Source organism: Curtobacterium sp. ER1/6 (assembly GCF_001742745.1).
In the GTDB taxonomy this organism is placed as follows: domain Bacteria; phylum Actinomycetota; class Actinomycetes; order Actinomycetales; family Microbacteriaceae; genus Curtobacterium; species Curtobacterium citri.
This window is the reverse complement of sequence record NZ_MJAK01000004.1, coordinates 94,514-115,914: the sequence shown is the minus strand read 5'-3', so window position 1 is coordinate 115,914 and position 21,401 is coordinate 94,514. Positions and strand designations below refer to the sequence as shown.

The following is a 21,401-nucleotide window of genomic DNA, read 5'->3' as shown; positions in this document are numbered from 1 at the left end:
GGTGCGTCAGTGCGAGAGCGCCGGGACCGTCCTCGGCCGCACGACGACCCACAACACGAGGACCGCGACCGCGGCGGTGCAGCCCATGACCGCGGCCATCGGGGTCGCGGCGTCGATGCCGATGATGCCCACGATCGGCGACACGAGGCCGGCGACGCCGAAGTTCAGGGCACCGAGGAGCGACGCGGCGGTGCCGGCCTCCTTGCCGTGCGCGGCGAGCCCGATCACCTGCACGAGCGGGAAGGTGAAGCCGCAGGCGGCGATGAAGAACCACAGCGGCACGAGGACGCCGACGAGTCCGGCGCCGAGCTGGTCGAGGACGACGATCGCCGCCGCCGACACGAAGAGCGTCGCCGTCGAGCAGGCCAGGATCCACTGCGGGCCGACCCGCTGCGCCAGCCGCGAGGACACCTGCACCCCGACCACGACACCGATCGAGTTCACCGCGAAGAGCAGCCCGTACTGCTGGGCGTCGAGCCCGTAGACGGTCTGGAAGAGGAACGGCGACGCGCTGAGGTACGAGAACAGGCCGCTGAAGACCATCGCGCCGATGAGCGCGACCCCCACGAAGATCCGGTCCGAGAGCAGCGCGCGGTAGCGCTGCCCGATCGTGGAGTGCCCGGCCTCGTGCCGGCGGGCCTTCGGCAGCGTCTCGACGATGAGCAGGGACGAGGCGATCACGACCGCGGCGCCGTAGCAGGCGAGGAAGACGAACACCCCGCGCCAGCTGACGAACTGCAGCATCTGCGAGCCGATGAGCGGCGCGAGGATCGGTGCGAGCCCGTTCACCATCGCCAGGCGCGACAGCATCCGCACGAGCGGCTTGCCGCCGAACAGGTCGCGCACGGTCGCCATCGCGACGACGCCGCCCGCGGCCGCCCCCATGCCCTGCAGCACGCGGAAGAGCGCGAGGACCTCGACGTCCGGCGCGAGCGCGGCACCGACGGACGCGGCGACGTGCACCGTGGTCGCCACGATGAGCGGGAGCCGTCGGCCGACCTTGTCGCTCCACGGACCGACGAGGAGCTGCCCGACGGCGAAGCCCAGGGTGGTCGCCGTCAGCGTGAGCTGCACGGCGCCCTCGCTGATGCCGAACTCGCGCTCGAGCGACGGGAACGCCGGCAGGTAGAGGTCGATGGTGAACGGCCCGAGCGCGGTGAGCGCGCCGAGCACGAAGACGTAGACGAGTCGCTGACGCCGGGTCAGGGCGTCACCGGGGTGCAGCACGACGCGGAGCGATCCGGTGGTGGCGGGCGCGGTCACGAGCGGTCCTTCACGGGAGGAGGGGTGCAGGAGAGACGGGTGCGGGGCTCGACACGTGACACGGCAACGGCTGCGTCGACGCGGGTCGAATCGATTCGGCCCCGGAACCATCGTAGGGCCTGCGCGCCCGCTCGCGGAACGCCCACCGACGGAGGGGCCCGTCACACTGCGCTCTCCGACCCGTCCGCGCGGTCGGCGTGCGGTAGCGTCGGACTGCTCGGGCACGTGTCGGTGACCGGGCCGACGCAACAGAAGGGGGTGGTGTCGTGGTCGACGCCCGCATCCTGCACACGACGGCAGCGCTGCGCGAGGCGATCCTCCGACTCGCCGCCGATCGCCCCGTGTCCCGGATCACCGTCGCCGACGTCACCCGCGCCGCGGGGATCAACCGCGCCACCTTCTACTCGCACGCCGTCTCCCCCGGGTCCCTGCTCGCCGACGTGCTCACGCCGGAACTCGACCGGATCCGCGAGGAGGACGTCGAGGCCCGCCGCACCGCCGCCGCACGCGGAGCCGACACGGACGAGCTCGCCGCGATCACCCGACGGGGCATCGACGCCGTCGTCGAACACGTCGTCGCGCACCGCGACATCTACGCGCGCGGGCTCCCGGACACCGAGGACGCCTCGCTGCACCGGCTGCTCGTCGAGCACTTCACGGTGTCGAGCGCGCAGCACATCCGCGAGCTCGACGCCGCGGCCCGCCCGGCGATGCTCGACGACGTCGCCGCAGGGTTCGTCGCACAGGGCTTCGTCGGCGCGATCGGCGCCTGGCTCGCCGGACCACGGCGCTCCCGCAAGGCCCTCGTCGAGACGATCACGCTGTCGTTCCCGGCGTGGTGGCACTGACCGACCGCCGTCCCGCCTGAGCGGCACCGGCCCCGGGCACGGGCACGGGCACGGGCACGCCCGTGGTCAGTCGTCCGCGTCCGGCTGCTCGCCGCGCTGCAGCGACCGGACCACGTCGACCGCGCGGCGCGCGGTCACGCCGGGGTCGTCGGACGTCGGCACCCGGTGGTCGGCCGAGACGCCGTCGCCCCCGGTCCCGCTCGCCGGCACCGCGTCGCCGAGCGAGACGACGACCACGCCCGCGTCGTGCGCCGTCTGCACCGCACCCGCGAGCGACCCGGCGTCCACGGCACGGACCAGCAGCGCCTTCGCGCCGTCGCGGACGAGCCCGTCGACGGCCTGCCGCTGCGCCGCCGCCGCGTCCGCCCGGGGCGCCACACGGACGTCCGGCCGGAAGCCCGCGTCACCGAGCCCGTCCTCGAGGTCCGCCGCGAGCGCGTCGTCGCCCGGGGCGAGCACCACACCGACCACGGCGTTCCAGTCGAAGCCGCCGTCGGAGCTCGTCAGGTCCGTGCTGCGCACGGGTGTGGGTGCCGCGGTCGTCGCACCCTGGCACCCGGTGAGGGCGAGGGCGGCGCCCACCAGGACGGCGACGACGGTGATGCGCACTCCGGTCCTCCACTCGGTCGGTGTGCCACGCTACCGCCGGGACGTCAGGTCCGTGCGGGCCCCGCCGCCGGTGCCGGTGTCGGTACCGGACCGAGCCGGTGGACGGCGACGGCCGCCACGAGCGCGATGCCCGTCATCGCGACGAACACGAGCGGGAACGACCAGTCGCCGTCCGCTCCCCCGCTCCCGACGAACAGCAGGCCCGTGACCGCGAGCCCGACCACGCTGCCGGAGGCGTCGGCGATCGTCAGCGCGGAGCTCGCGAACCCGTCGTCGCCCTCGCGGGAGAAGCGCAGCGTGAGCATCGAGAGCCGCGGGTACATCGCCCCCATGCCCGCGCCGCCGACGAACCACCCGGCGACGAGCACCGCCCACGGCAGGGCCCAGAGCGCGACGGCGAGCGCCGTCAGCAGGCTCACCAGGACGAGCGCGAGCCCGGCGCGGAAGGTCCGGGCCGCGGTCAGGCGGTCCTCACCGAGCCGCCCGTGCAGCCAGCTCGCGCCGGCCCAGCTCAGTGCCGCGACGGTGAGCGCCAGCCCCGCGGCCGACGCCGACAGCCCGTGGCGTTCCTGCAGCAGGAAGGGCACGTACGCCTCGCTGCCGAAGAACGCCGCCGCGACGAGCCCGCGGAGCAGCACCACCGACGGCAGGCCCGGCGCGGCGCGGAAGGTCCCCGTGGGCAGCAGGGGCCGCAGCGCCGCCCAGGCCCCGACGACGCCGATCACGACCGCGGCGATCCGCGCCCCGACCCCGAGGTCCGGTGCCACGTTGAGCAGCAGGATCGCCACCGCCGCCCCCACCGACCAGGCGATCCGGCCGCGCTGCCACGCCGGACGACGCTCGACGGGCGGGGCGTGCAGGCGGGACAGCGTGGGCACGAGCAGCGCGAACGCGACCAGTGCGATGACGAGCGCCCCGGCGAAGACCCAGTGCCAGCCCCACACCTCGGTCACGATGCCGGCGAGCGCGGGTCCGACCAGCGCGGGCACCACCCATGCGGCCGCGAACCCCGCGAACACGGGGCCGTGCAGCTCCGCCGGGAAGATGCGGGCGACGAGCACGTAGAGCACGACGTCGACGGCCCCGGCGCCGAAGCCCTCGACCAGGCGCCCGACGAGGAAGACCTCCATCGTCGGTGCGAGCATCACCACGGCCGTGCCGATCGCGAAGAACGCGGCGGACACCCAGGCGACGATCCGGCCGCCCGAGCGGTCCGACCAGTTGCCGGCCAGCACCATGCCGGGCACGCCGGCGGCGAGCGGCGCGGCGAACGCGAGCGCGTACAGGGTCTGCCCGTCGAGGTCGCGACTGATCTCCGGCATCACCGTGGTCATCGCCAGGTTCTGGAACGCGGCGACCCCGACGATGGCGACCATGCCGAGCGTCGCGAGGGCGTACCGCCCACCGAGGATCCCCGACCTCGTCGCCACGCTGCTCACCGGGCCAGCCTAGGGGCCGGCACCGACGGTCCGACGGTCACCACGACGGACCGGAGGCGCCCCACCGGTCCGGTGGAGCGCCTCCCGTCCGTCGCCGTGTCGGTGCACGGCCCCGGCCGCGTCAGCGGGGCAGCGCCTGCAGCACGTCGGCGACGAGGTCGCCGCGGTCCTCGATGCCCACCGACAGCCGGACCACGTTCTCCGGCACCGCGAGCTCGGTCCCCTTCACCGACGCGTGCGTCATCTCGCTCGGGTACCCGATGAGCGACTCGACGCCGCCCAGGGACTCGGCGAGCGTGAAGACCTCGGTCGACTCGACGAACCGCTTCGCGGCCTCGGGTCCGCCCGTGAGGGCGACGGACAGCATGCCGCCGAAGCCGCTCATCTGCTTCGCCGCGACCTCGTGCCCGGGGTGGTCGGTGAGGCCGGGGTAGTACACGCGCTCGACACCCGGAGCGGACACCAGGGCCTCGGCCACGGCCTGCGCGTTCGTCGAGTGGCGCTCCATGCGGACCGGGAGCGTCTTGATGCCGCGGGTGGTCAGGAACGCGTCGAAGGGCGAGCCGATCGCGCCGGCACCGAACTGCAGGAAGCCGACCTGCTCGGCGAACTCCTGGTCACGCAGCACGACGGCACCGCCGACCACGTCGGAGTGGCCGCCCAGGTACTTCGTCGTCGAGTAGGACACCGCGTCGGCACCGAGCGACAGCGGCCGCTGCAGGTACGGCGATGCGAACGTGTTGTCGACGACGACGAGCGCGCCGGCCTCGTGCCCGACCTCGGACAGGAGCGTGATGTCGGCGATCTTCATGAGCGGGTTCGTGGGCGTCTCGACCCACAGGACCGTCTTCGCCGGGGCGCCCTCGAGCGCGGCACGGACCCGGTCGACGTCGCTCATGTCGACCACGACGAGCTCGACGCCCCACGGCACGTGCAGCCGGTTCACCAGGCGGTGCGTGCCGCCGTAGACGTCGTTGCCCATCACGACCCGGGAGCCGGGCTCCAGGTACGCGCGCAGCAGGGCGTCCTCGGCGGCGAGGCCGGACGCGAACGAGTACGCCGCGACGCCCCCGTCGAGGTCGGCGAGCAGGGTCTGCAGGGCGTCCCGCGTGGGGTTGCCCCCGCGGGAGTACTCGTAGCCGTTCCGCATGTTCCCGACGCCGTCCTGCACGTAGGTGCTGGTGACGTGGATGGGCGGGATGACGGCGCCGGTGCTGGCGTCGGGGTCCTGGCCGGCGTGGACGGCGCGGGTGGCGAACTCGGTCATGCGTGCTTCGGTTCCTCGGGGGTCGGGGTCACTCGGAGAGCGGGGTCACTCGGAGAGCGAGGTCAGGAGGTCGTGACGGGTCAGGACCGTCACGGGCTTGCCGTCGTCGACGACCAGGAGCGCGTCGACCGTCTCGAGGGCACGGCGGGCCGCCGACAGCGACTCCCCCACGCCGATGAGCGGCAGCGGGTCGCCGACGGAGCCGCTGACCGCGTCGGTCATGGCGACGGCGCCGGTGAACACCTGCTCGAGCAGGTCCTTCTCGGCGACGGCACCGACGACCTCGCCGATGACGACGGGCGGTTCGGCGCTGAGGACGGGCATCTGCGAGACGCCGTACGTCGACATGATCTCGACCACGTCGCGGACCGTGTCCGACGGGTGCGCGTGCACGAGGTCCGGCAGGCGGCCGTCCTTGCCGGCGACGACCGACCCGACGGTCCGCGCGTCGTCGGTCTCGGCGAAGCCGTACGAGCGCATCCAGCGGTCGTTGAAGATCTTGCCGAGGTAGCCGCGTCCGCCGTCGGGCAGGAGCACCACGACGACGTCGTCCTCGGTCAGGTCGCGGGCGGCGCGCAGTGCGGCGACGACGGCCATGCCGCTCGAACCACCGACCAGCAGGCCCTCCTCGCGCGCCAGGCGACGGGTCATGGCGAACGACTCCGCGTCGTTCACCGCGATGATCTCGTCCGGCACCTCGGGGTCGTAGGCGGGCGGCCAGATGTCCTCGCCGACGCCCTCGACCAGGTACGGCCGGCCGGAGCCGCCGGAGTAGACGGAGCCCTCGGGGTCGGCGCCGACGATCCGGACGCCGCCGTCCGACACCTCCTTGAGGAACCGGCCGGCACCGGTGATCGTGCCGCCGGTGCCGACGCCGGCGACGAAGTGCGTGAGCCGTCCCTCGGTGTCGCGCCAGATCTCCGGACCGGTCGTCTCGTAGTGGCTGCGCGGGCCGTTCGGGTTCGCGTACTGGTTCGGCTTCCAGGCGCCCGGGATCTCCTTCGCCAGGCGGTCCGACACCGAGTAGTAGGACTCCGGGTCGTCGGGTGCCACGGCGGTCGGGGTGACGACGATCTCGGCACCGTAGGCGGTCAGGACGTTCCGCTTGTCCTCGCCGACCTTGTCGGGCAGCACGAACACGCAGCGGTACCCGCGCTGCTGGGCGACGAGCGCGAGCCCGACGCCGGTGTTGCCGGACGTCGGTTCGACGATGGTGCCGCCCGGGCGCAACTCACCGGAGGCCTCGGCGGCGTCGATGATCCGCGTCGCGATCCGGTCCTTCGCGGAGCCACCGGGGTTCAGGTACTCCACCTTCACGAGGACGGTGGCCCGGATCCCCTCGGTGACACGGTTCAGGCGGACGAGCGGGGTGTCGCCGACGAGGTCGACGACGGAGTTCGCGTAACGCACGCCGCAGAGTCTAGGCGGCGCCCCCGGCGGTGCGCTGGGTCGCGACGCCGGATTGCGCGCCGGCCCGTCGGTCGTCGGCGCGCGGCTCAGCGCCCGGCGTCGACGGGCGCGTCCTGCTGGTGGAAGGCGTCCTGCTGGTGAAAGGCGTCCTGCTGGTGGAAGAGCGATGCGTAGACGCCGTCACGCGCGAGCAGCTCGTCGTGCGACCCCCGCTCGACGATCTGCCCGTGGTCGAGCACGAAGATGACGTCGGCATCGCGGACCGTCGACAGCCGGTGCGCGATCGAGATCGTGGTCCGTCCGGCGGCAGCGGTGTCGAGCGCGGTCTGCACGACGTGCTCGGAGATCGAGTCGAGCGCGCTCGTCGCCTCGTCGAGCACGAGCACCGGCGGGTCCTTGAGCAGCACCCGCGCGATCGCGATGCGCTGCTTCTCGCCGCCGGAGAGCCGGTAGCCGCGCTCCCCCACGACGGTGTCGTAGCCGTCCGGGAAGGAGGCGATCGTGTCGTGGATGTTCGCGGCCCGCGCGGCCCGCTCCAGCTCGGCGGCGGTCGCGTCCGGCTTGGCGTAGCGGAGGTTGTCGCCGATCGTCGCGTGGAACAGGTAGGTCTCCTGGCTGACGATGCCGACGTGCCGCATCAGGTCCTCGTGCTCGAGGTCGCGCACGTCCTGCCCGGCGAAGCGCACCGAGCCCGCCGACGCCTCGTACAGCCGCGGCACCAGGTACGAGATCGTCGTCTTGCCGGCGCCCGAGGGACCGACGAAGGCGGCGAACTGGCCGGGCTCGAGGTCGAAGGAGACCCCGCGGAGCGTCGGCTTGTCCGGCTCGCCGTCGGGGTAGGCGAACGTGACGTCCTCGAACGCCACGTGCCCGACGCGGCGCTCGTCGACCTTCCGTGCGGTCGGTGCGTCGGTGATCGCCGGCCGCAGGTCGAGGTACTCGAAGATGCGGGCGAACAGCGCGCCCGAGGTCTGCAGGTCGAGGACCACGCGGAGCAGGCCGACCGTCGGGAACAGCAGTCGCGACTGCACCGTGGTGAAGGCCACGATCGTGCCGGCGGTGATGGGGACGTCGCCGATGATCAGGTACGCGGCGACGAGGTAGATGACCGCGGGGATGATCGACAGGAAGACCTGGACGATGGCGAAGAACCACTGTCCGGACATCTGCTGGCGCACCTGCAGCTGGATCTGGTTCCGGTTCTCGTCCCCGTAGCGGGTCGTCTCGCTGCGCTGCTGGTTGAAGGACTTGGCGAGCAGGATGCCGGAGACGCTGAGGGCCTCCTGGGTGATAGCGGTCATGTCCGACAGCGACTCCTGCGTCTGCCCCGCGATGCGCGCGCGGACCTGACCGACCCGACGCTGCGCGATGACCAGGAGCGGCAGCAGGACCACCGCGACGATCGTCATCTGCCAGCTGAGCAGGAGCATCGCGACCACGGCGGCGATGACCGTGACGGTGTTGCCGAGCACGGACGAGATCGTGTTGTTCAGCACGCTCGCGACCCCGCCGACGTCGTTCTGCAGACGCGACTGGATCACACCGGTCTTCGTGCGCGTGAAGAACGCCAGTTCCATGCGCTGCAGGTGGGCGAACAACCGCATGCGCATCGCGCCCATGACCTTGTTGCCCACCGTCGCGGTCAGGTACGTCTGCCAGATGCCGACCCCGGCGCTCGCGATCCACAGGGCCACCATGCCGCCGACGAGTTCGAGCAGCACGGGGACGTCCGGCCGTCCCGAAGGCGGGAACAGCCCACGGTCGAACGCCTGCTGGGTGAGCAGCGGCGGGATGACCGACAGGGCGGCGCCGACCAGGACGAGGGCCACCGTGAGGACGATCGCGCGGCGGTGCGGCACGAACAGGCCGGCGATGCGGCGGACCAGGTGCGGGATGCGCGGCGCCTCGGCGTTGGCGGCTCGCTGCGCCTGCACGTCCCCGCTCGAGATGCGCCCGCCGCCGCGCGGACCGCCTCCACCGACCCGCGCGCCGTGCCCCATGCTCATGCGCCCAACCTAGACCCGGCGCCGGACACCAGCGGCGTGCGACGTATTTGACCCCGTTCAGGGGCCGTGCCACCATCAGCAGTCCCCTTCCCCCGCTCCACCAGAGGTCCCATGACGTCCGCGCCCACCCGCCCCACGTCGCTCCGTCAGCAGCTCGCGCGGCGCAAGCCGATCGAGCAGCTGCAGGCCGAGGCCGCGCGCGGGGTGGACGGCGCACCGCTCCGCCGGTCGCTCGGCGTGTGGCACCTCACGATGATCAGCGTCGGCGCGACCCTCGGCACCGGCATCCTCGTGGTGCTCGGCACCGCGGTCCCGCTGGCCGGCCCGGCGGTCTGGATCTCGTTCGTGCTCGCCGGCGTCGCGGCCCTGCTCTCGGCGCTCTCCTACGCCGAGATGGCCGGCGCCGTGCCGACCTCGGGCTCGAGCTACTCCTACACCTACGCGACCATGGGCGAGGGCATCGCGTGGGTCTGCGGGTGGTGCCTCGTCCTCGAGTACGCCGTCTCGGTCGCCGCGGTCGCCGTCGGCGCGAGCGAGTACGTCGACGAGACCCTGCGCGTCTTCGGGCTGCACCTGCCGACGGCCCTCGCCGCACCACCCGGGGACGGCGGCGTCGTCAACCTGCCGGCGGCGGTCCTGGTGCTGCTGGCCACGGCGGTCCTGCTGCCCGGCGCGCGGGAGAGCGCCTGGGTGAACACGCTGATGGTCGTCGTGAAGATCGCCCTGCTCGTCTTCTTCGTCGTCGTGGCGTTCACGGCGTTCCGGGCGCAGAACTTCGAACCGCTCGCGCCGATGGGTGCCGCCGGGGTGACGGCCGCGGCCTCCCGTCTGTTCTTCTCGTACATCGGGTTCGACGCCGCGTCGACCGCCGGCGAGGAGGCGAAGGACCCCCGCCGCGACCTCCCCCGCGCCATCATCGGCTCGATCGCGCTCATCACCGCGCTGTACATCCTCGTCGCGATCGCCGCGATCGGGGCCCGTGCCTGGACGTCGTTCTCGTCCGACGAGGCCTCGCTCGTCCGCATCGTGGTCGACGTCACCGGCCGGCCGTGGGTCGCCCTGGTCTTCTCCGTCGGCGCGGTCGTCGCGATCGCGAGCGTCGTGCTCACCGTGCTCTACGGGCAGACCCGCATCCTGCTCACCATGGCCCGGGACGGCCTGGTGCCGAAGCTGTTCGGTCGGGTCTCGCACCGGACCGGGACGCCCGTCGCCGGCACCCTGGTGGTCGGCGTCGTCGTCACCGTGGTCGCGGCCCTGGTGCCGCTCGGCGAACTCGCCGACGCCACGAGCATCGGCACGCTCGTCGCCTTCGCGCTCGTGAACGTCTCGGTGCTCGTCCTGCGCCGCAGCCGCCCGGACCTCGAGCGCTCGTACCGCGTGCCGCTGTTCCCGGTCGTCCCGGTCCTCGGCACGCTCTGCTGCGTCCTGCTCGCGGTGTTCCTCGGCGCCGGCACGTGGATCGCGTTCGGCGTGTGGATGCTCGTCGGCACCGTGCTCTACCTGGCCTACGGCCGCCGCCACAGCACGCTGCGCTGACGCGCGGCCGTTGGCCTGCGCGCGGTCGGTGCGAGTCTCGCTCTGAGCGACACCCCTCGCGACTCCGTGTCCGAGGAACGTCGCTGAGCGCGAGTCTCGCGTCCGCCGGTCCGAGACTTGTCCACAGCCGGGAGGCACAACTCGGCCTCCACAGGCCGGTCGCGTCTGCCCCGGCACGGCACCACTACCCGGCACGCTGCGGTCATGACGACGCAGCTCCCTCGCCTGTTCCGCGCCGACCGCCGCGACCCGGCGTCCGCCCGGACCCTGCAGCGTCGGCACCGCGCCGGCGCCCTCGTCCTCGTGGCTCAGGGCGTGTACGTGGACGCCGCGGCGTGGTCGGACCTCGGTGCGAGCGGACGCCACCTCGTCCTCGCACGAGCGCTCGCTCCGTCGATCCGTCCGGGCGCCGCGTACTCGCACCTGACGGCCGCGGTCGCGTACGGCTGGCCGGTCATCGGACCGCTGTCCGAGCGTGTCCACGTCACGGACCCGCAGACCGGGCGGACCGAACACCGCGCGCACCTCGTCCGGCACGCCGGACGGCCGGATCTGGACGCGCCGCCGTCGTCGTTCGCCGGTGTTCCGCTGACCGCGCGGCTCCGAACGGCCGTCGACCTCGCCGTGACGATGGAACCCGCCGTCGCAGCGGTCGCCGTCGACCACGCGGTCCGGGACGGCAGTCTCGCGGTCGATGACTTCGCGGCAGCGCTCCCGGTGGGGCCCTGTCGAGGCTCCGTCCGGTCGCGGATCGTCGCGTCCGCGCTCGATCCGCTCCACGAGTCCGTCGGCGAGTCGTACACCGCGGTCCGCATGGTCGAGCTCGGCGTTCCGCAACCGGTGCCGCAGCACTTCTTCCGTCATGCCGACGGCGCCGTCGACCGCGTCGACTTCTGGATCCCGGATCTCGGCGTGGTCGTGGAGTTCGACGGCCGACAGAAGTACACCGACCGGGCGATGCTCGGCGACCGGGCGCCGGGCGACGCCGTCTGGCACGAGAAGATCCGCGAGGACCGTCTCCGAGCCCTCCCCCCGGTCCGCACGGTCATCCGCCCGACCTGGTGGCACCTGGCCGATCCCGAGCGACTTCGTGTGCTCTTCCGCCAGCACCGCGTCGTGCTCTGACAGCCCGCCACGAGTCCCGAGAATCGCGCTCAGCGACGCCTCTCGTGCCGATTCGACCGAGAAGTGTCGCTCAGCCCGAGTCTCGCGCAACGCCCGCCCCGCCCCGCACACGACGAAGGCCGCCGCCCCGAGGGGCAGCGGCCTTCGTGACCGTGAGGAACGAACTACGCGAGCTCGACCGTGGCGCCAGCAGCCTCGAGGGACTCCTTGGCCTTGTCAGCGGTCTCCTTGTTGACACCCTCGAGCACCTTGGCGTCGGGGGTCTCCACGAGCGCCTTGGCCTCGCCGAGGCCGAGCGACGTGAGGCCACGGACCTCCTTGATGACCTGGATCTTCTTGTCACCGGCCGACTTGAGCACGACGTCGAACTCGGTCTTCTCCTCGACCTCCTCGGCGGGGGCAGCAGCGCCACCGGCCGCGGCGACCGCGACGGGGGCAGCAGCGGTGACCTCGAAGACCTCCTCGAACTTCTTCACGAAGTCCGAGAGCTCGATGAGCGTGAGCTCCTTGAAGGCCTCGATGAGCTCGTCCTGCGAAAGCTTCGCCATGATTTTCTCCTACTACTAGCTAGAACGTGTGGTTGATGAACGCGTGCCTGGTCAGGCCGCGGACTCCTGCTTCTCGCGGAGGGCGTCCACGGTGCGGACGGCCTGCGAGAGGGGTGCCTGGAACAGGTACGCAGCACCGAACAGCGAGGCCTTGAAGGCGCCGGCGAGCTTGCCGAGCAGGACTTCACGGGACTCGAGGTCGGCGAGCTTGTCCACCTCGGTCGCGGTGAGCGGGTTACCGTCGAAGTAACCGCCCTTCACCACGAGCTGGGGGTTCGCCTTGGCGAATGCACGCAGCGACTTCGCGACGGCGACGGTGTCACCGTGGACGAAGGCGAGAGCGGACGGACCGGCGAGCTCGTCGTCGAACGACGAGATGCCGGCGTTGTTCGCCGCGATCTTGGTCAGCGTGTTCTTCACCACGGCGTACGTGGCGTGCTCACGGATCGAGTTGCGGAGCTCCTTGAGCTGCGCGACCGTGAGACCGCGGTACTCGGTGAGCAGGACGGCGTTCGAGCTCTGGAATGCATCCGTGAGCTCGGCGACCGCAGCTTCCTTGTTCGCCATGGTTCTCCTTGGGGGTTTCTTGCCGGCTAGCCCCAGGTCGATGACTGTGACGAGCACAGTCCACACACGAAAAAAGCTCCGGCGCAGAGGCTCGGAGCTGCTCCCCCGCGAACGGGAGGAGTGGTTCTGAACACCTGCGCTGGACTCCCCACGAGTGAGGACCTTCGGTCTGCGCGCAAGCGCACAGACGACCGGCGGTCTTTGGCTTCGAAGAAGGTACCACAGGATCCGGACCGCGACCAACCGTCGGACGGGAGGCACGGTGCGGGCCCGCCCCGCGCCTCCCGTCCGTCACGCGGTCGGGACCGCCTTCGCCGAGCCGTCGGCGGTCGCCACCGCCGGCCGTGTGGCCGGCAGGTGCACCGTGAACACGGTGTCCCCCGGCACGCTCGCCACCGCGACCCGACCGCCGTGCGCCTGCACGACCGCGTCCACGATGGCCAGGCCGAGCCCGGTCGAGCCCGCGCTCCGCGACCGCGAGCTGTCCGCCCGGGCGAACCGCTCGAAGAGCTTCGGCAGGAACTCCGGGTCGATCCCCTGCCCGTCGTCGCGGACGGTCAGGTCGACCCCGTCCGCGACCCGGTGGATGCCCACGGTGATCCGGGTGCCCTCCGGGGTGTGCGTCCGGGCGTTCGTCACGAGGTTCACGACCACCTGGTGCAACCGGGCGGCGTCCCCGGGCACGACGACGGGCTCGGACGGCACGTCGAGCGCGATGACGTGGTCGGGCGACGCGGCGTGCGCGTCGTTCACCGCGTCGAGGACCAGGCCGGTCAGGTCGACCTCGGCGAACTGGACCTCGCGGCCCTCGTCCAGCCGCGCGAGGAGCAGCAGGTCCTCGACCATGCTCGTCATCCGGACCGACTCGGACTCGATCCGGCTCATGGCGTACACGACGTCCGGCGGCAGGTCGGCCCCCATCCGGCGGGTGAGCTCGGCGTACCCGCGGACCGACGCGAGCGGGGTGCGCAGCTCGTGCGAGGCGTCCGCGACGAACTGCCGGACCTGCTGTTCGGAGCGCTCACGCGCCTGCATCGCCCCGGCGATGTGCCCGAGCATCCGGTTGAACGCGGTGCCGACGCGGCCGACCTCGGTCCGGGGATCGGTGTCGGGGACGCGCACGCCGTCGAGGGTCTCGCTGCGCTCCAGCGGCATCCGCGCGACGGCCGACGCGGTCTCGGCGACGCGGTCGAGCGGCCGGAGGGAACGACGGACCGCGGCCGCGGCCACCGCCGACGCGGCGAGCAGGGCGACGGCGGTGACGACGAGCACGACGCCGAGGAGCTTCCAGACGCTCTCGTACACGGGCGCCATCGGCAGGCCGACGACGAGCACGGCGGGTCCGACCGGGGCGGCCGTGACGCGGTAGCGGCCGAGCTCGCTGCCGAGGTCGACCGTGTGCGCCGCACCGTCGACCGTCACCTCGCCGAGCGGCCGGGCGGCGGCGCTCGAGATCCGGTCCACGTCGCCGGCGTTGTCGAGCACGCTGCCGACCGCCGCGTTGCCGTTCAGGAAGTAGACGGTCAGGGTGCCCGCGGCCTGTCCGGAGGGCCGCCCGATCTCGAGGCTCGGGCCGTTCGGGCCCTGGTCCTGCAGGGACTTCTGCGCCCGGCTCGTGGCGTACTGCAGCTGCTGGTCGATCGCCGACCGCTGGATGGAGAACAGCGCGATGATGCTCCCGGCACCGATCACCGCGCTCACGGCGACGACCAGCGCCACCGTGCTCAGGACGAGCCGTCGACGGAGGGTCACGTCGCCGCCCCTCAGGACGTCGGCTTGATGACGTACCCGACGCCCCGCACCGTGTGGATCATCGGGGTCTCGCCGGCGTCGATCTTCTTGCGCAGGTAGGAGATGTAGATCTCGACGACGCTGGACTTGCCGCCGAAGTCGTAGGACCACACGCGGTCGAGGATCTGCGCCTTGCTCAGCACCCGTCGCGGGTTCCGCATGAGGAAGCGCAGGAGCTCGAACTCGGTCGCGGTCAGCTCGACGGGCCTCCCGGCGCGGGAGACCTCGTACGACTCCTCGTCGAGCACGAGGTCGCCGACCACGATGCGGGAGTCGCCGGCCTCCGACACCGAGATCTGCGAGCGGCGGATGAGCCCACGGAGCCGTGCCACGACCTCCTCGAGCGAGAACGGCTTCGTGACGTAGTCGTCGCCGCCCGCCGTCAGGCCCGTGACGCGGTCCTCGACGGAGTCCTTCGCGGTGAGGAAGAGCACCGGGGTGTCGTCGTCGGCCTGTCGGAGCCTGCTGAGGACCTGGAGTCCGTCGAGGTCCGGCATCATCACGTCGAGCACCATCGCGTCGGGCTTCCACTCGCGCGCGGTGGCGAGGGCGTCCTGCCCACCGTTCGCGCTCTTCACGTCCCACCCCTCGTACCGGAGCGCCATCGAGAGCAGGTCCGTGAGGCTGGCCTCGTCGTCGACGACGAGGATGCGCAACGGCGTGCCGTCGACGCGCGTGAGACGTGGGGCTGCGGCGGGCTGGGAGATGGTCACGTCTTCGAGTATCGAGACGTTCCTATGAGCCTTCTGTGCTCCACCCCTGTGCGCTCTGTGGATCAGGTCTCGGCTGACGGGCACTCCCTCGGCCTGCACCCCGTAGCGTCGGGGTCATGCTGCGTTCCCCCGCCTGGCCACCGTCCGCTGCGGCGGTCCGGACCGCGGACGTCGAGGCGTCGGCCGGGAGGCCCGGTGCGACCCCGACCGAGCGGCTCACCGTCGCGCGGACCCTCGCGTCCACCACCCCGCTCCTGACCGCCGGCACCGCCGGCGCCGTCCTCGCCACGCTGGCGGCGGTCGCCGCAGCGGACGTCGCGACGGCCCGCACCGTCGAGCCGCACCTCGACGCGCTCGGGATCCTCGCCCAGGCCGGGGTCGCCGTGCCCGACGACTCGACGTGGGGCGTGTTCGCCGCCGAGGCCCCCGGCCTGCGACTCGAGGCGACGAGGGACTCCTCGGGCGGGGTGCGGCTGCACGGGGTCAAGCCGTGGTGCTCGCTCGCCTCGACGCTGTCCCACGCCCTCGTCACCGCGCACGTCGGCGACGAGCGGCAGCTGTTCGCGGTCGACCTCCGGCAGCCGGGCGTCACGGTGCACGACGAGTCGTGGGTCGCGCGCGGGATGCCCGACGTGCCGAGCGGACCGGTCGAGCTCGACGGTGTCGCCGCGGAGCCGGTCGGCGACCCGGGGTGGTACCTCACCCGACCGGGCTTCGCCTGGGGCGGGATCGGCGTCGCCGCCTGCTGGTGGGGCGGTGCGGTGGGCCTGGCCCGGCTGCTGCGCTCGACCGCCGCGGCCCGTCCGGCGTCCGAGCTGCTGCAGGAGGCCCTCGGCGCCACCGTCCTCGACCTCGCCGACGCGGAGGACGCCCTCGCGACGGCGGCGGCCCGCATCGACGGCACCGTACCCGGTGCGGACACCGACCCCGACTGGTCGCTCCTGGCGCAGGTCACCCGCTCCCGGGTGCGCCGCGCGGTCGACGCCGTGCTGCAGCGTGTCGTGTCCACCGTCGGACCGACACCGCTGACCCGGGACGCCGAGGTCGCCGCCCGCGTCGCCGACCTCGGGCTCTACGTGCTGCAGGACCACGGGGCCCGGGACACCGCCCGGGTCGGCCGGATCGTCCTCGAGCGCGGCGGTGTCGCGTGGTGAGCTTCGACCACCGGGAGCCCGGCACGGACCCCGCGGCGTGGACGGCGTTCCTGGCGGCCGTCCCCCCGACGCCCGTCGACCTGCGCGGTGTCGGCGCGGTCGTGGTCGTCGCGCCGCACCCCGACGACGAGACGCTCGGCGCCGGCGGCCTCGTCGCGGTGGCCGCGGACGCCGGGATCCCGGTGCACGTCCTGCTCGTCACCCGCGGTGAGCGCTCCCACCCGGACTCCCCCACGACCACGCCCGAGGAGCTCGCGCCGCGACGGTCCCACGAGTTCCGCGCGGCCCTGCGCACCCTGCACCCTGCGGCGGGCGCCACCGAGCTGGACGTGCCGGACGGCGGCCTCCGCGAGCACGTCGACGTGCTCCGGACGGCCCTGGAGCACCGGCTCGCCGGGGCACCGCGCCCGACGCTCGTGGTGGCCCCCTGGCGGGGCGACGGGCACCGTGACCACCGCATCGCCGGCGAGGTCGCCGAGCAGGTCGTCGCCGCGACCCCCGGCGCCGACCTGCTCGCCTACCCGGTCTGGGCCTGGCACTGGGACGACCCGGCGGCCCCGGTGGCGCCGTGGGACCGGGCTCGCGCGCTGCCGCTCGACGCCGACGTGCGCGACCGGAAGGCCCGAGCGCTCGCGGCGTACCCGTCGCAGACCGAGCCCCTGTCGGACGCCCCCGGGGACGAGCCGATCGTCGACAGCCGGCACGCCGCACACCACCTGCGCGCCGAGGAGTGGTTCTTCGCTCCGCTGCGGTCCCGGTCGGCGGAGTCGTTCGACGCGCACTACGCCCGGAAGCCCGAGGGGTGGGACTTCGACGGCTCCTGGTACGAGCAGCGGAAGCGCGCCGTCACCCTCGCGGCGCTGCCCCGTCCGCGGTTCCGCTCGGCCCTGGAGCTCGGCTGCGCGACCGGTGTCCTCACGGCGGCCCTGACCGAGCGGGCCGACCGCGTGACCGGCACCGACGTCGCGGCCGCCGCGATCGAGCAGGCACGCCGACGCGCTCCGGCCGCCCGGTTCGAGCAGGCCGCCTTCCCCGCCGAGTGGCCGTCCGGCCGGTGGGACCTCGTGGTCCTCTCCGAGGTCGGCTACTACCTGTCGCCGGACGACCTCGACCGGACCGTCGACCGCGTGCTCGACTCGCTCGACGACGACGGCGTCCTCGTCGCCTGCCACTGGCGGCACCCCGACGACGAGGCGGTGACCGACGGCGACACCGTCGACGCGCGCATCGCCGCCCGGTGGCCGCGCCCCGCGATCGTCCACCACGTCGAGGACGACTTCGTGCTCAGCGTGTTCCCCGGACCGTCGGTCGTGTCGGTCGCCCGTGCGCAGGGACTCGTCCGGTGAGCACCGCCCGCATCGACGTCGTGGTCCCGGTGCACGACGAGGAGGACTCGGTCGGCCGGTCGCTCGACGCACTGTCGGCGGCGGTCGCGTCGCTCACGCGCGACCGCCCGGGCGTCGCCGTCGGCGTGACGCTCGTGCTCGACGGCTGCACCGACGGCACCGCGACGGTCGTCGACCGCGCCCGCCGGACCGACCCGACGTGGTCCGGTGGTGCCCTGCACGTCCGGACCTCCGCGCACGTGGGCGTCGGCCGTGCCCGTGCCCTCGGGACCGCGCACGCGCGGCTCCTGGCCGACGGGGTCGTCCCCGGCCGCCACTGGTTCGCGCACACCGACGCCGACTCCCGCGTGCACCGCGACTGGCTGGTGCAGCAGGTCGACGCGATGCTCGCCGGGGCGCACGTGCTCGTCGGCGCGGTCGTCCCCGATCCGGACGACCTGGACCCGGTCGTCCTCGAACGCTGGCGTCGGGCGCACCCGCCGGGGGCCACCCTCGGGCACGTGCACGGCGCCAACCTCGGCGTCCGGGCGGACGCGGACGCCGCCCTCGGCGGGTTCGACCCCGTCCCGGAGCACGAGGACGTCCGGCTGGTGGAGCGTGCCCGGGCACTCGGGCTCGACGTCCGTGCGACGACCGAGCTGCCGGTGGTCACGAGCGGGCGATTCGCCGGCCGCACCCCCGGCGGCTACGCCGAGCACCTCCGCCGCACCTACGGCGACGCCGTCTGACCCCACCCACCGCAAAACGCAACCCGGGCGGTTCCTCGCAGCGCTGTTCCGCTGCGAACAAGCGCCGACGTTGCGTCTCGCGGGACGGGACGGGACGGGACGGGGCGGGACGGGGTCGGCGTCAGGCGACCGGGTAGTCGCAGTACGCGAACCAGCGCGAGTCCGGCGACCACGGCGGCACGTTGACGGTGCCCTGTCCGCCGTCGAGCGAGACGAGCGTCTCCGGCACGACGGCGATCCGTGCGCCGCGGACGAGCGACCCCGGGAGCAGCCGCAGCTCCACCCGGTGGTCGGCCGGATGACCCTGCACGCCCGGCTCGTACGACAGGTAGAGCAGGTGCGCCCCGTCCGGGGAGACGTGCGGGAACCAGTTCACCCGATCGTCGCCGGTGATCTGGACGAGGGTGTCCGCGACGGCGTCGCCGGCCCCCGGTCGCAGCCACGCGAGCTGCGCCGTCCCCGGGGTGAAGCGCTCGGTGTTGAACACGACGACGTCCCCCGCGACGGCGCACCCGTCGTCGGGGTGCTCGTCGCGCGTCAGGAACCTCGTCGCGCCCGAGGCCGGTTCGACCAGGGCGACGTCGGTCGTCCAGACGCCCTCCGGCGTGCGCTCCCCGACGATCGCGGCGAGCGCCGAACCGTCCGGGGCCACGCCGTGCAGGTAGTACTTCCGGACCACGGGCAGCACGGCGGCCGTGTCGGTGATGCGGTCCGCCGCCCCGCCGTCGGGCAGGGGCACCCGGTACAGCTCGCCGTCGCGGGCGCTCACCACGACGGACTCCCCCGAGGGGTCGAGCACGTGGTCGTTGTTGATCTCGTCGACCCCGGGCATCGGCACCCGCACGAGCGCGGTCTCGTCGAGCACGGTGCCGCTGCCCGGCGCCGGCGGCGTCAGGAGCCAGAGGTCTCCGTCCCCGTTCAGCACGAGCGTGCCGTCCGCGCGCACGTTCGGCGCCTCCACGAGCACCGAGCGCGACTCGAACACGAGCCGGCTCGTCCGCGACGCGACGTCGTACACGTGCACGCGGCTGGTCTGTCCGGGCAGCAGCTGACGCCCGCGGGTCTCCGTCATGCGTCCATCCTGTCGGTCGTCGATCGGGCGAGGCTCGGACAGGCGGACACTTTCGCGGGTGTGTTGCCGCGAAAGTGTCCGCCGAGCCGAGCCTCGGGCTCACCGGCCCGGCCGGCCGGAGCAGCCGGCAGCGCCCTACTTCACCGCACCCGCGGTCAGGCCGGCCACGAACTGGCGCTGCACGATGAGGAACGCGACCACGACCGGGATCGACACCACGAGCGACGCCGCCATGATCTGGTTCCAGTACACGTTCGTCTGCGTGGAGTACTGCTGCAGACCGTTCGCGAGCAGCTGCCCGTCGCCGTTCGTCATGACCGACGCGAAGAGCACCTCGCCCCACGCCGTCATGAACGAGTAGATCCCGACGGCCACCAGACCCGGGCGGGCCGAGGGCAGGATGACGCGGAACAGCGCACCCATCGGGCCGGAACCGTCGACCATCGCGGCCTCGTCGAGCTCGCGCGGGATCGTCTCGAAGTACCCGGAGAGCATCCAGATCGAGAACGGCAGCGTGAACGTCAGGTAGGTGATGATCAGGCCGAGCCACGAGCCGACGAGCTGGATGCCGAGCGCGTTGCCGAGGTTCGTGAAGATGAGGAACAGCGGCAGCAGGAACAGCACGCCGGGGAACATCTGCGTCGAGAGCACCGCCGTGGTGAACGTGCTCTTGCCCCTGAAGTTCCACCGCGAGACGCCGTAGGCGGCGAACGTCGCGATGATGAGCGAGAAGACGGTCGCCACGGTGCAGACGACGAGCGAGTTGACGAAGTACTTCGCCAGCGGGACGGTCGACCACATGTCGATGAACGGCTGGAAGATGATGTTCGTCGGGATCCACGTGAAGTTGTTCTGCACGTCGCCGAGCGGCTTCATGGCCGTGGTGACCATGACGTAGAGCGGGACGACCGTGAAGAGCGTCAGCAGGACGATCGTGACGATCTTGAACGACTTGGCGCCGAGTGTCTCACGCACGGACGGACCTCCGGTTGGTCACGGCCAGGTAGATGCCGGTGACGATGAGCAGGAAGAGCAGGAGCAGGACGCTCATCGCGGCCCCGGAGCCGAAGTTCCAGGTGATGAACGACGCGTTGTAGATGTGGAAGCTGAGCAGGTCGGCGGCCGGCGGCTGCGCGGTCGAACCGAACAGCACGAACGGCGTGTTGAAGTCGTTGAACGTCCAGAGGAACATCACGAGCACGAGCGTCACGTTGACCGGACGCACCATCGGGAGCGTGATGGAGCGCCACTGCCGGAACGCCTTCGCCCCGTCGACCGAGGCGGCCTCGTAGACGTCGTTCGGCACGGACTGCAGGCCCGCCATGAGCATGAGGAACGCGAACGGCCACGTCTTCCAGATCGCCACGACGACGACCGAGACGAACGCGTTGCTGCCGATGAGCCAGAACGGGCCCTGCCCGCCGAACAGCCCGAGCTGGTCGACGAGGACGTGGTTCACCGCGCCGGAGTCGCGCTGGAGCATGAACTTCCAGGTGATGATGCCGGCGTACATCGGCAGTGCGTAGGGCACCAGGAACAGGGTGCGGAACAGCCCCTGTCCCTTGAACGGCTTCTGCAGCGCGACGGCGGCGGCCATGCCGAAGGTCCACGAGAGCGCCACGACGATGATCGTGTAGCCGCAGGTGATCAGGAACGAGTTGAGGACGCCCTGGCCGATCGCCTGGTCGAAGTCGACCGCGACCGAGTAGTTGCGGAGGCCCGCGAAGGGCGCTGCGCCCCAGTTCGCGATGAAGTACTTGGTGAGCTGGACGAACGAGATCCAGATGCCGGTGAGCATCGGCACGATGTGGATGAGCAGTTCGAAGAGGATCGCGGGCGCGACCAGCGCGTACGGCAGCCAGTGGCGCTTGGGCTTGCGCCCCGGCTGCGGCCCCGAGAGCGTCGGGGCCTTCGTGCGGGTCAGGTCGATGCGCTCGGATTCGGGCAGGACCGAGGTGGTCATGGGTGGGGGCCTTCCG

At 72.5% G+C, this 21,401-nt stretch carries 19 protein-coding genes; 6 read left to right on the top strand and 13 right to left on the bottom strand.

What is annotated here, in order from left to right:
- Nucleotides 1–6: 6 nt before the first annotated feature.
- Nucleotides 7–1,263 carry a multidrug effflux MFS transporter gene (locus Cus16_RS08225; RefSeq protein ID WP_182045994.1) on the bottom strand — a complete coding sequence of 419 codons (1,257 nt, stop codon included), beginning with the start codon at nucleotides 1,261–1,263 and terminating at the stop codon, nucleotides 7–9.
- A gap of 266 nt (nucleotides 1,264–1,529) precedes the next feature.
- On the opposite strand from Cus16_RS08225, the gene Cus16_RS08220 reads away from it, so the two are divergent.
- Entirely contained in the window at nucleotides 1,530–2,111 is a 582-nt protein-coding gene (locus tag Cus16_RS08220) for a TetR/AcrR family transcriptional regulator (RefSeq protein WP_069712156.1), read from the top strand.
- A 66-nt stretch (nucleotides 2,112–2,177) separates the two neighbouring features.
- Here the strand turns inward: Cus16_RS08220 and Cus16_RS08215 are convergent, their stop codons facing one another.
- The 5 genes from Cus16_RS08215 to Cus16_RS08195 form a co-directional block, all read right to left on the bottom strand.
- Nucleotides 2,178–2,720, bottom strand: a complete 543-nt coding sequence (locus Cus16_RS08215) for a substrate-binding domain-containing protein (RefSeq protein WP_069712155.1) — start codon at nucleotides 2,718–2,720, stop codon at nucleotides 2,178–2,180.
- 44 nt (nucleotides 2,721–2,764) lie between these two features.
- On the bottom strand, nucleotides 2,765–4,159 hold the full coding sequence (locus Cus16_RS08210; protein ID WP_069712154.1) for an MFS transporter: 1,395 nt from the start codon (nucleotides 4,157–4,159) through the stop codon (nucleotides 2,765–2,767).
- Nucleotides 4,160–4,280: 121 nt separating this feature from the next.
- Complete coding sequence (locus tag Cus16_RS08205; RefSeq protein ID WP_069712153.1) at nucleotides 4,281–5,426, bottom strand: cystathionine gamma-synthase; 1,146 nt, start codon at nucleotides 5,424–5,426, stop codon at nucleotides 4,281–4,283.
- Between the two features lie 45 nt (nucleotides 5,427–5,471).
- Nucleotides 5,472–6,836, bottom strand: coding sequence for a cystathionine beta-synthase (locus Cus16_RS08200; protein WP_069712152.1), 1,365 nt, complete (start codon nucleotides 6,834–6,836; stop codon nucleotides 5,472–5,474).
- 86 nt (nucleotides 6,837–6,922) lie between these two features.
- Nucleotides 6,923–8,836 carry an ABC transporter ATP-binding protein gene (locus Cus16_RS08195; RefSeq protein WP_069712334.1) on the bottom strand — a complete coding sequence of 638 codons (1,914 nt, stop codon included), beginning with the start codon at nucleotides 8,834–8,836 and terminating at the stop codon, nucleotides 6,923–6,925.
- Between the two features lie 117 nt (nucleotides 8,837–8,953).
- Between Cus16_RS08195 and Cus16_RS08190 the strand changes: the two genes are divergently transcribed.
- Both Cus16_RS08190 and Cus16_RS08185 read left to right on the top strand, forming a co-directional pair.
- Nucleotides 8,954–10,378 (top strand): APC family permease, encoded by a 1,425-nt coding sequence (locus Cus16_RS08190; RefSeq protein ID WP_069712151.1) that lies wholly within the window; start codon nucleotides 8,954–8,956, stop codon nucleotides 10,376–10,378.
- Between the two features lie 204 nt (nucleotides 10,379–10,582).
- The gene (locus Cus16_RS08185; RefSeq protein ID WP_069712150.1) at nucleotides 10,583–11,503 is read left to right on the top strand and encodes a hypothetical protein; all 921 of its coding nucleotides are present in this window, start codon (nucleotides 10,583–10,585) and stop codon (nucleotides 11,501–11,503) included.
- A gap of 164 nt (nucleotides 11,504–11,667) precedes the next feature.
- Here the strand turns inward: Cus16_RS08185 and rplL are convergent, their stop codons facing one another.
- From rplL to Cus16_RS08165, 4 genes are all read right to left on the bottom strand, one after another.
- Nucleotides 11,668–12,051 (bottom strand): 50S ribosomal protein L7/L12, encoded by a 384-nt coding sequence (gene rplL / locus Cus16_RS08180; RefSeq protein WP_069712149.1) that lies wholly within the window; start codon nucleotides 12,049–12,051, stop codon nucleotides 11,668–11,670.
- A 51-nt stretch (nucleotides 12,052–12,102) separates the two neighbouring features.
- The gene (rplJ, locus tag Cus16_RS08175) at nucleotides 12,103–12,618 is read right to left on the bottom strand and encodes a 50S ribosomal protein L10 (protein WP_069712148.1); all 516 of its coding nucleotides are present in this window, start codon (nucleotides 12,616–12,618) and stop codon (nucleotides 12,103–12,105) included.
- Between the two features lie 291 nt (nucleotides 12,619–12,909).
- Nucleotides 12,910–14,370, bottom strand: a complete 1,461-nt coding sequence (locus Cus16_RS08170; protein WP_083263817.1) for a sensor histidine kinase — start codon at nucleotides 14,368–14,370, stop codon at nucleotides 12,910–12,912.
- An 11-nt stretch (nucleotides 14,371–14,381) separates the two neighbouring features.
- Nucleotides 14,382–15,122 (bottom strand): response regulator transcription factor, encoded by a 741-nt coding sequence (locus Cus16_RS08165; RefSeq protein WP_141718882.1) that lies wholly within the window; start codon nucleotides 15,120–15,122, stop codon nucleotides 14,382–14,384.
- A gap of 116 nt (nucleotides 15,123–15,238) precedes the next feature.
- Here Cus16_RS08165 and Cus16_RS08160 point away from each other — a divergent pair, with 116 nt between their 5' ends.
- From Cus16_RS08160 to Cus16_RS08150, 3 genes are read left to right on the top strand one after another with little or no spacing between them, the layout of a single operon-like run.
- Nucleotides 15,239–16,276 carry a hypothetical protein gene (locus Cus16_RS08160; protein WP_069712147.1) on the top strand — a complete coding sequence of 346 codons (1,038 nt, stop codon included), beginning with the start codon at nucleotides 15,239–15,241 and terminating at the stop codon, nucleotides 16,274–16,276.
- Nucleotides 16,273–17,622, top strand: a complete 1,350-nt coding sequence (locus Cus16_RS08155) for a bifunctional PIG-L family deacetylase/class I SAM-dependent methyltransferase (RefSeq protein WP_223246563.1) — start codon at nucleotides 16,273–16,275, stop codon at nucleotides 17,620–17,622. Before Cus16_RS08160 ends, Cus16_RS08155 begins: the two co-directional genes overlap by 4 nt.
- The gene (locus tag Cus16_RS08150) at nucleotides 17,619–18,350 is read left to right on the top strand and encodes a glycosyltransferase (protein ID WP_083263816.1); all 732 of its coding nucleotides are present in this window, start codon (nucleotides 17,619–17,621) and stop codon (nucleotides 18,348–18,350) included. The genes Cus16_RS08155 and Cus16_RS08150 overlap by 4 nt, the downstream gene beginning before the upstream one ends.
- A 121-nt stretch (nucleotides 18,351–18,471) precedes the next feature.
- Here the strand turns inward: Cus16_RS08150 and Cus16_RS08145 are convergent, their stop codons facing one another.
- From Cus16_RS08145 to Cus16_RS08135, 3 genes are all read right to left on the bottom strand, one after another.
- Nucleotides 18,472–19,422: a TolB family protein gene (locus tag Cus16_RS08145; RefSeq protein ID WP_069712145.1), complete on the bottom strand. Its 951-nt coding sequence runs from the start codon at nucleotides 19,420–19,422 to the stop codon at nucleotides 18,472–18,474.
- A gap of 135 nt (nucleotides 19,423–19,557) precedes the next feature.
- Nucleotides 19,558–20,397 (bottom strand): carbohydrate ABC transporter permease, encoded by an 840-nt coding sequence (locus Cus16_RS08140; protein ID WP_069712144.1) that lies wholly within the window; start codon nucleotides 20,395–20,397, stop codon nucleotides 19,558–19,560.
- Nucleotides 20,390–21,385, bottom strand: a complete 996-nt coding sequence (locus tag Cus16_RS08135; RefSeq protein WP_182045980.1) for a carbohydrate ABC transporter permease — start codon at nucleotides 21,383–21,385, stop codon at nucleotides 20,390–20,392. The genes Cus16_RS08140 and Cus16_RS08135 overlap by 8 nt, the downstream gene beginning before the upstream one ends.
- Between the last annotated feature and the right edge of the window lie 16 nt (nucleotides 21,386–21,401).

Excerpts from the sequence above, each read along its gene's own strand:
- Cus16_RS08160 (WP_069712147.1), top strand. The coding sequence starts at position 15,239 with ATGCTGCGTTCCCCCGCCTGGCCACCGTCCGCTGCGGCGGTCCGGACC.
- Cus16_RS08205 (WP_069712153.1), bottom strand. The coding sequence starts at position 5,426 with ATGACCGAGTTCGCCACCCGCGCCGTCCACGCCGGCCAGGACCCCGAC.
- Cus16_RS08195 (WP_069712334.1), bottom strand. The coding sequence starts at position 8,836 with ATGGGGCACGGCGCGCGGGTCGGTGGAGGCGGTCCGCGCGGCGGCGGG.
- Cus16_RS08185 (WP_069712150.1), top strand. The coding sequence starts at position 10,583 with ATGACGACGCAGCTCCCTCGCCTGTTCCGCGCCGACCGCCGCGACCCG.
- Cus16_RS08145 (WP_069712145.1), bottom strand. The coding sequence starts at position 19,422 with ATGACGGAGACCCGCGGGCGTCAGCTGCTGCCCGGACAGACCAGCCGC.
- Cus16_RS08135 (WP_182045980.1), bottom strand. The coding sequence starts at position 21,385 with ATGACCACCTCGGTCCTGCCCGAATCCGAGCGCATCGACCTGACCCGC.
- Cus16_RS08190 (WP_069712151.1), top strand. The coding sequence starts at position 8,954 with ATGACGTCCGCGCCCACCCGCCCCACGTCGCTCCGTCAGCAGCTCGCG.
- rplJ (WP_069712148.1), bottom strand. The coding sequence starts at position 12,618 with ATGGCGAACAAGGAAGCTGCGGTCGCCGAGCTCACGGATGCATTCCAG.
- rplL (WP_069712149.1), bottom strand. The coding sequence starts at position 12,051 with ATGGCGAAGCTTTCGCAGGACGAGCTCATCGAGGCCTTCAAGGAGCTC.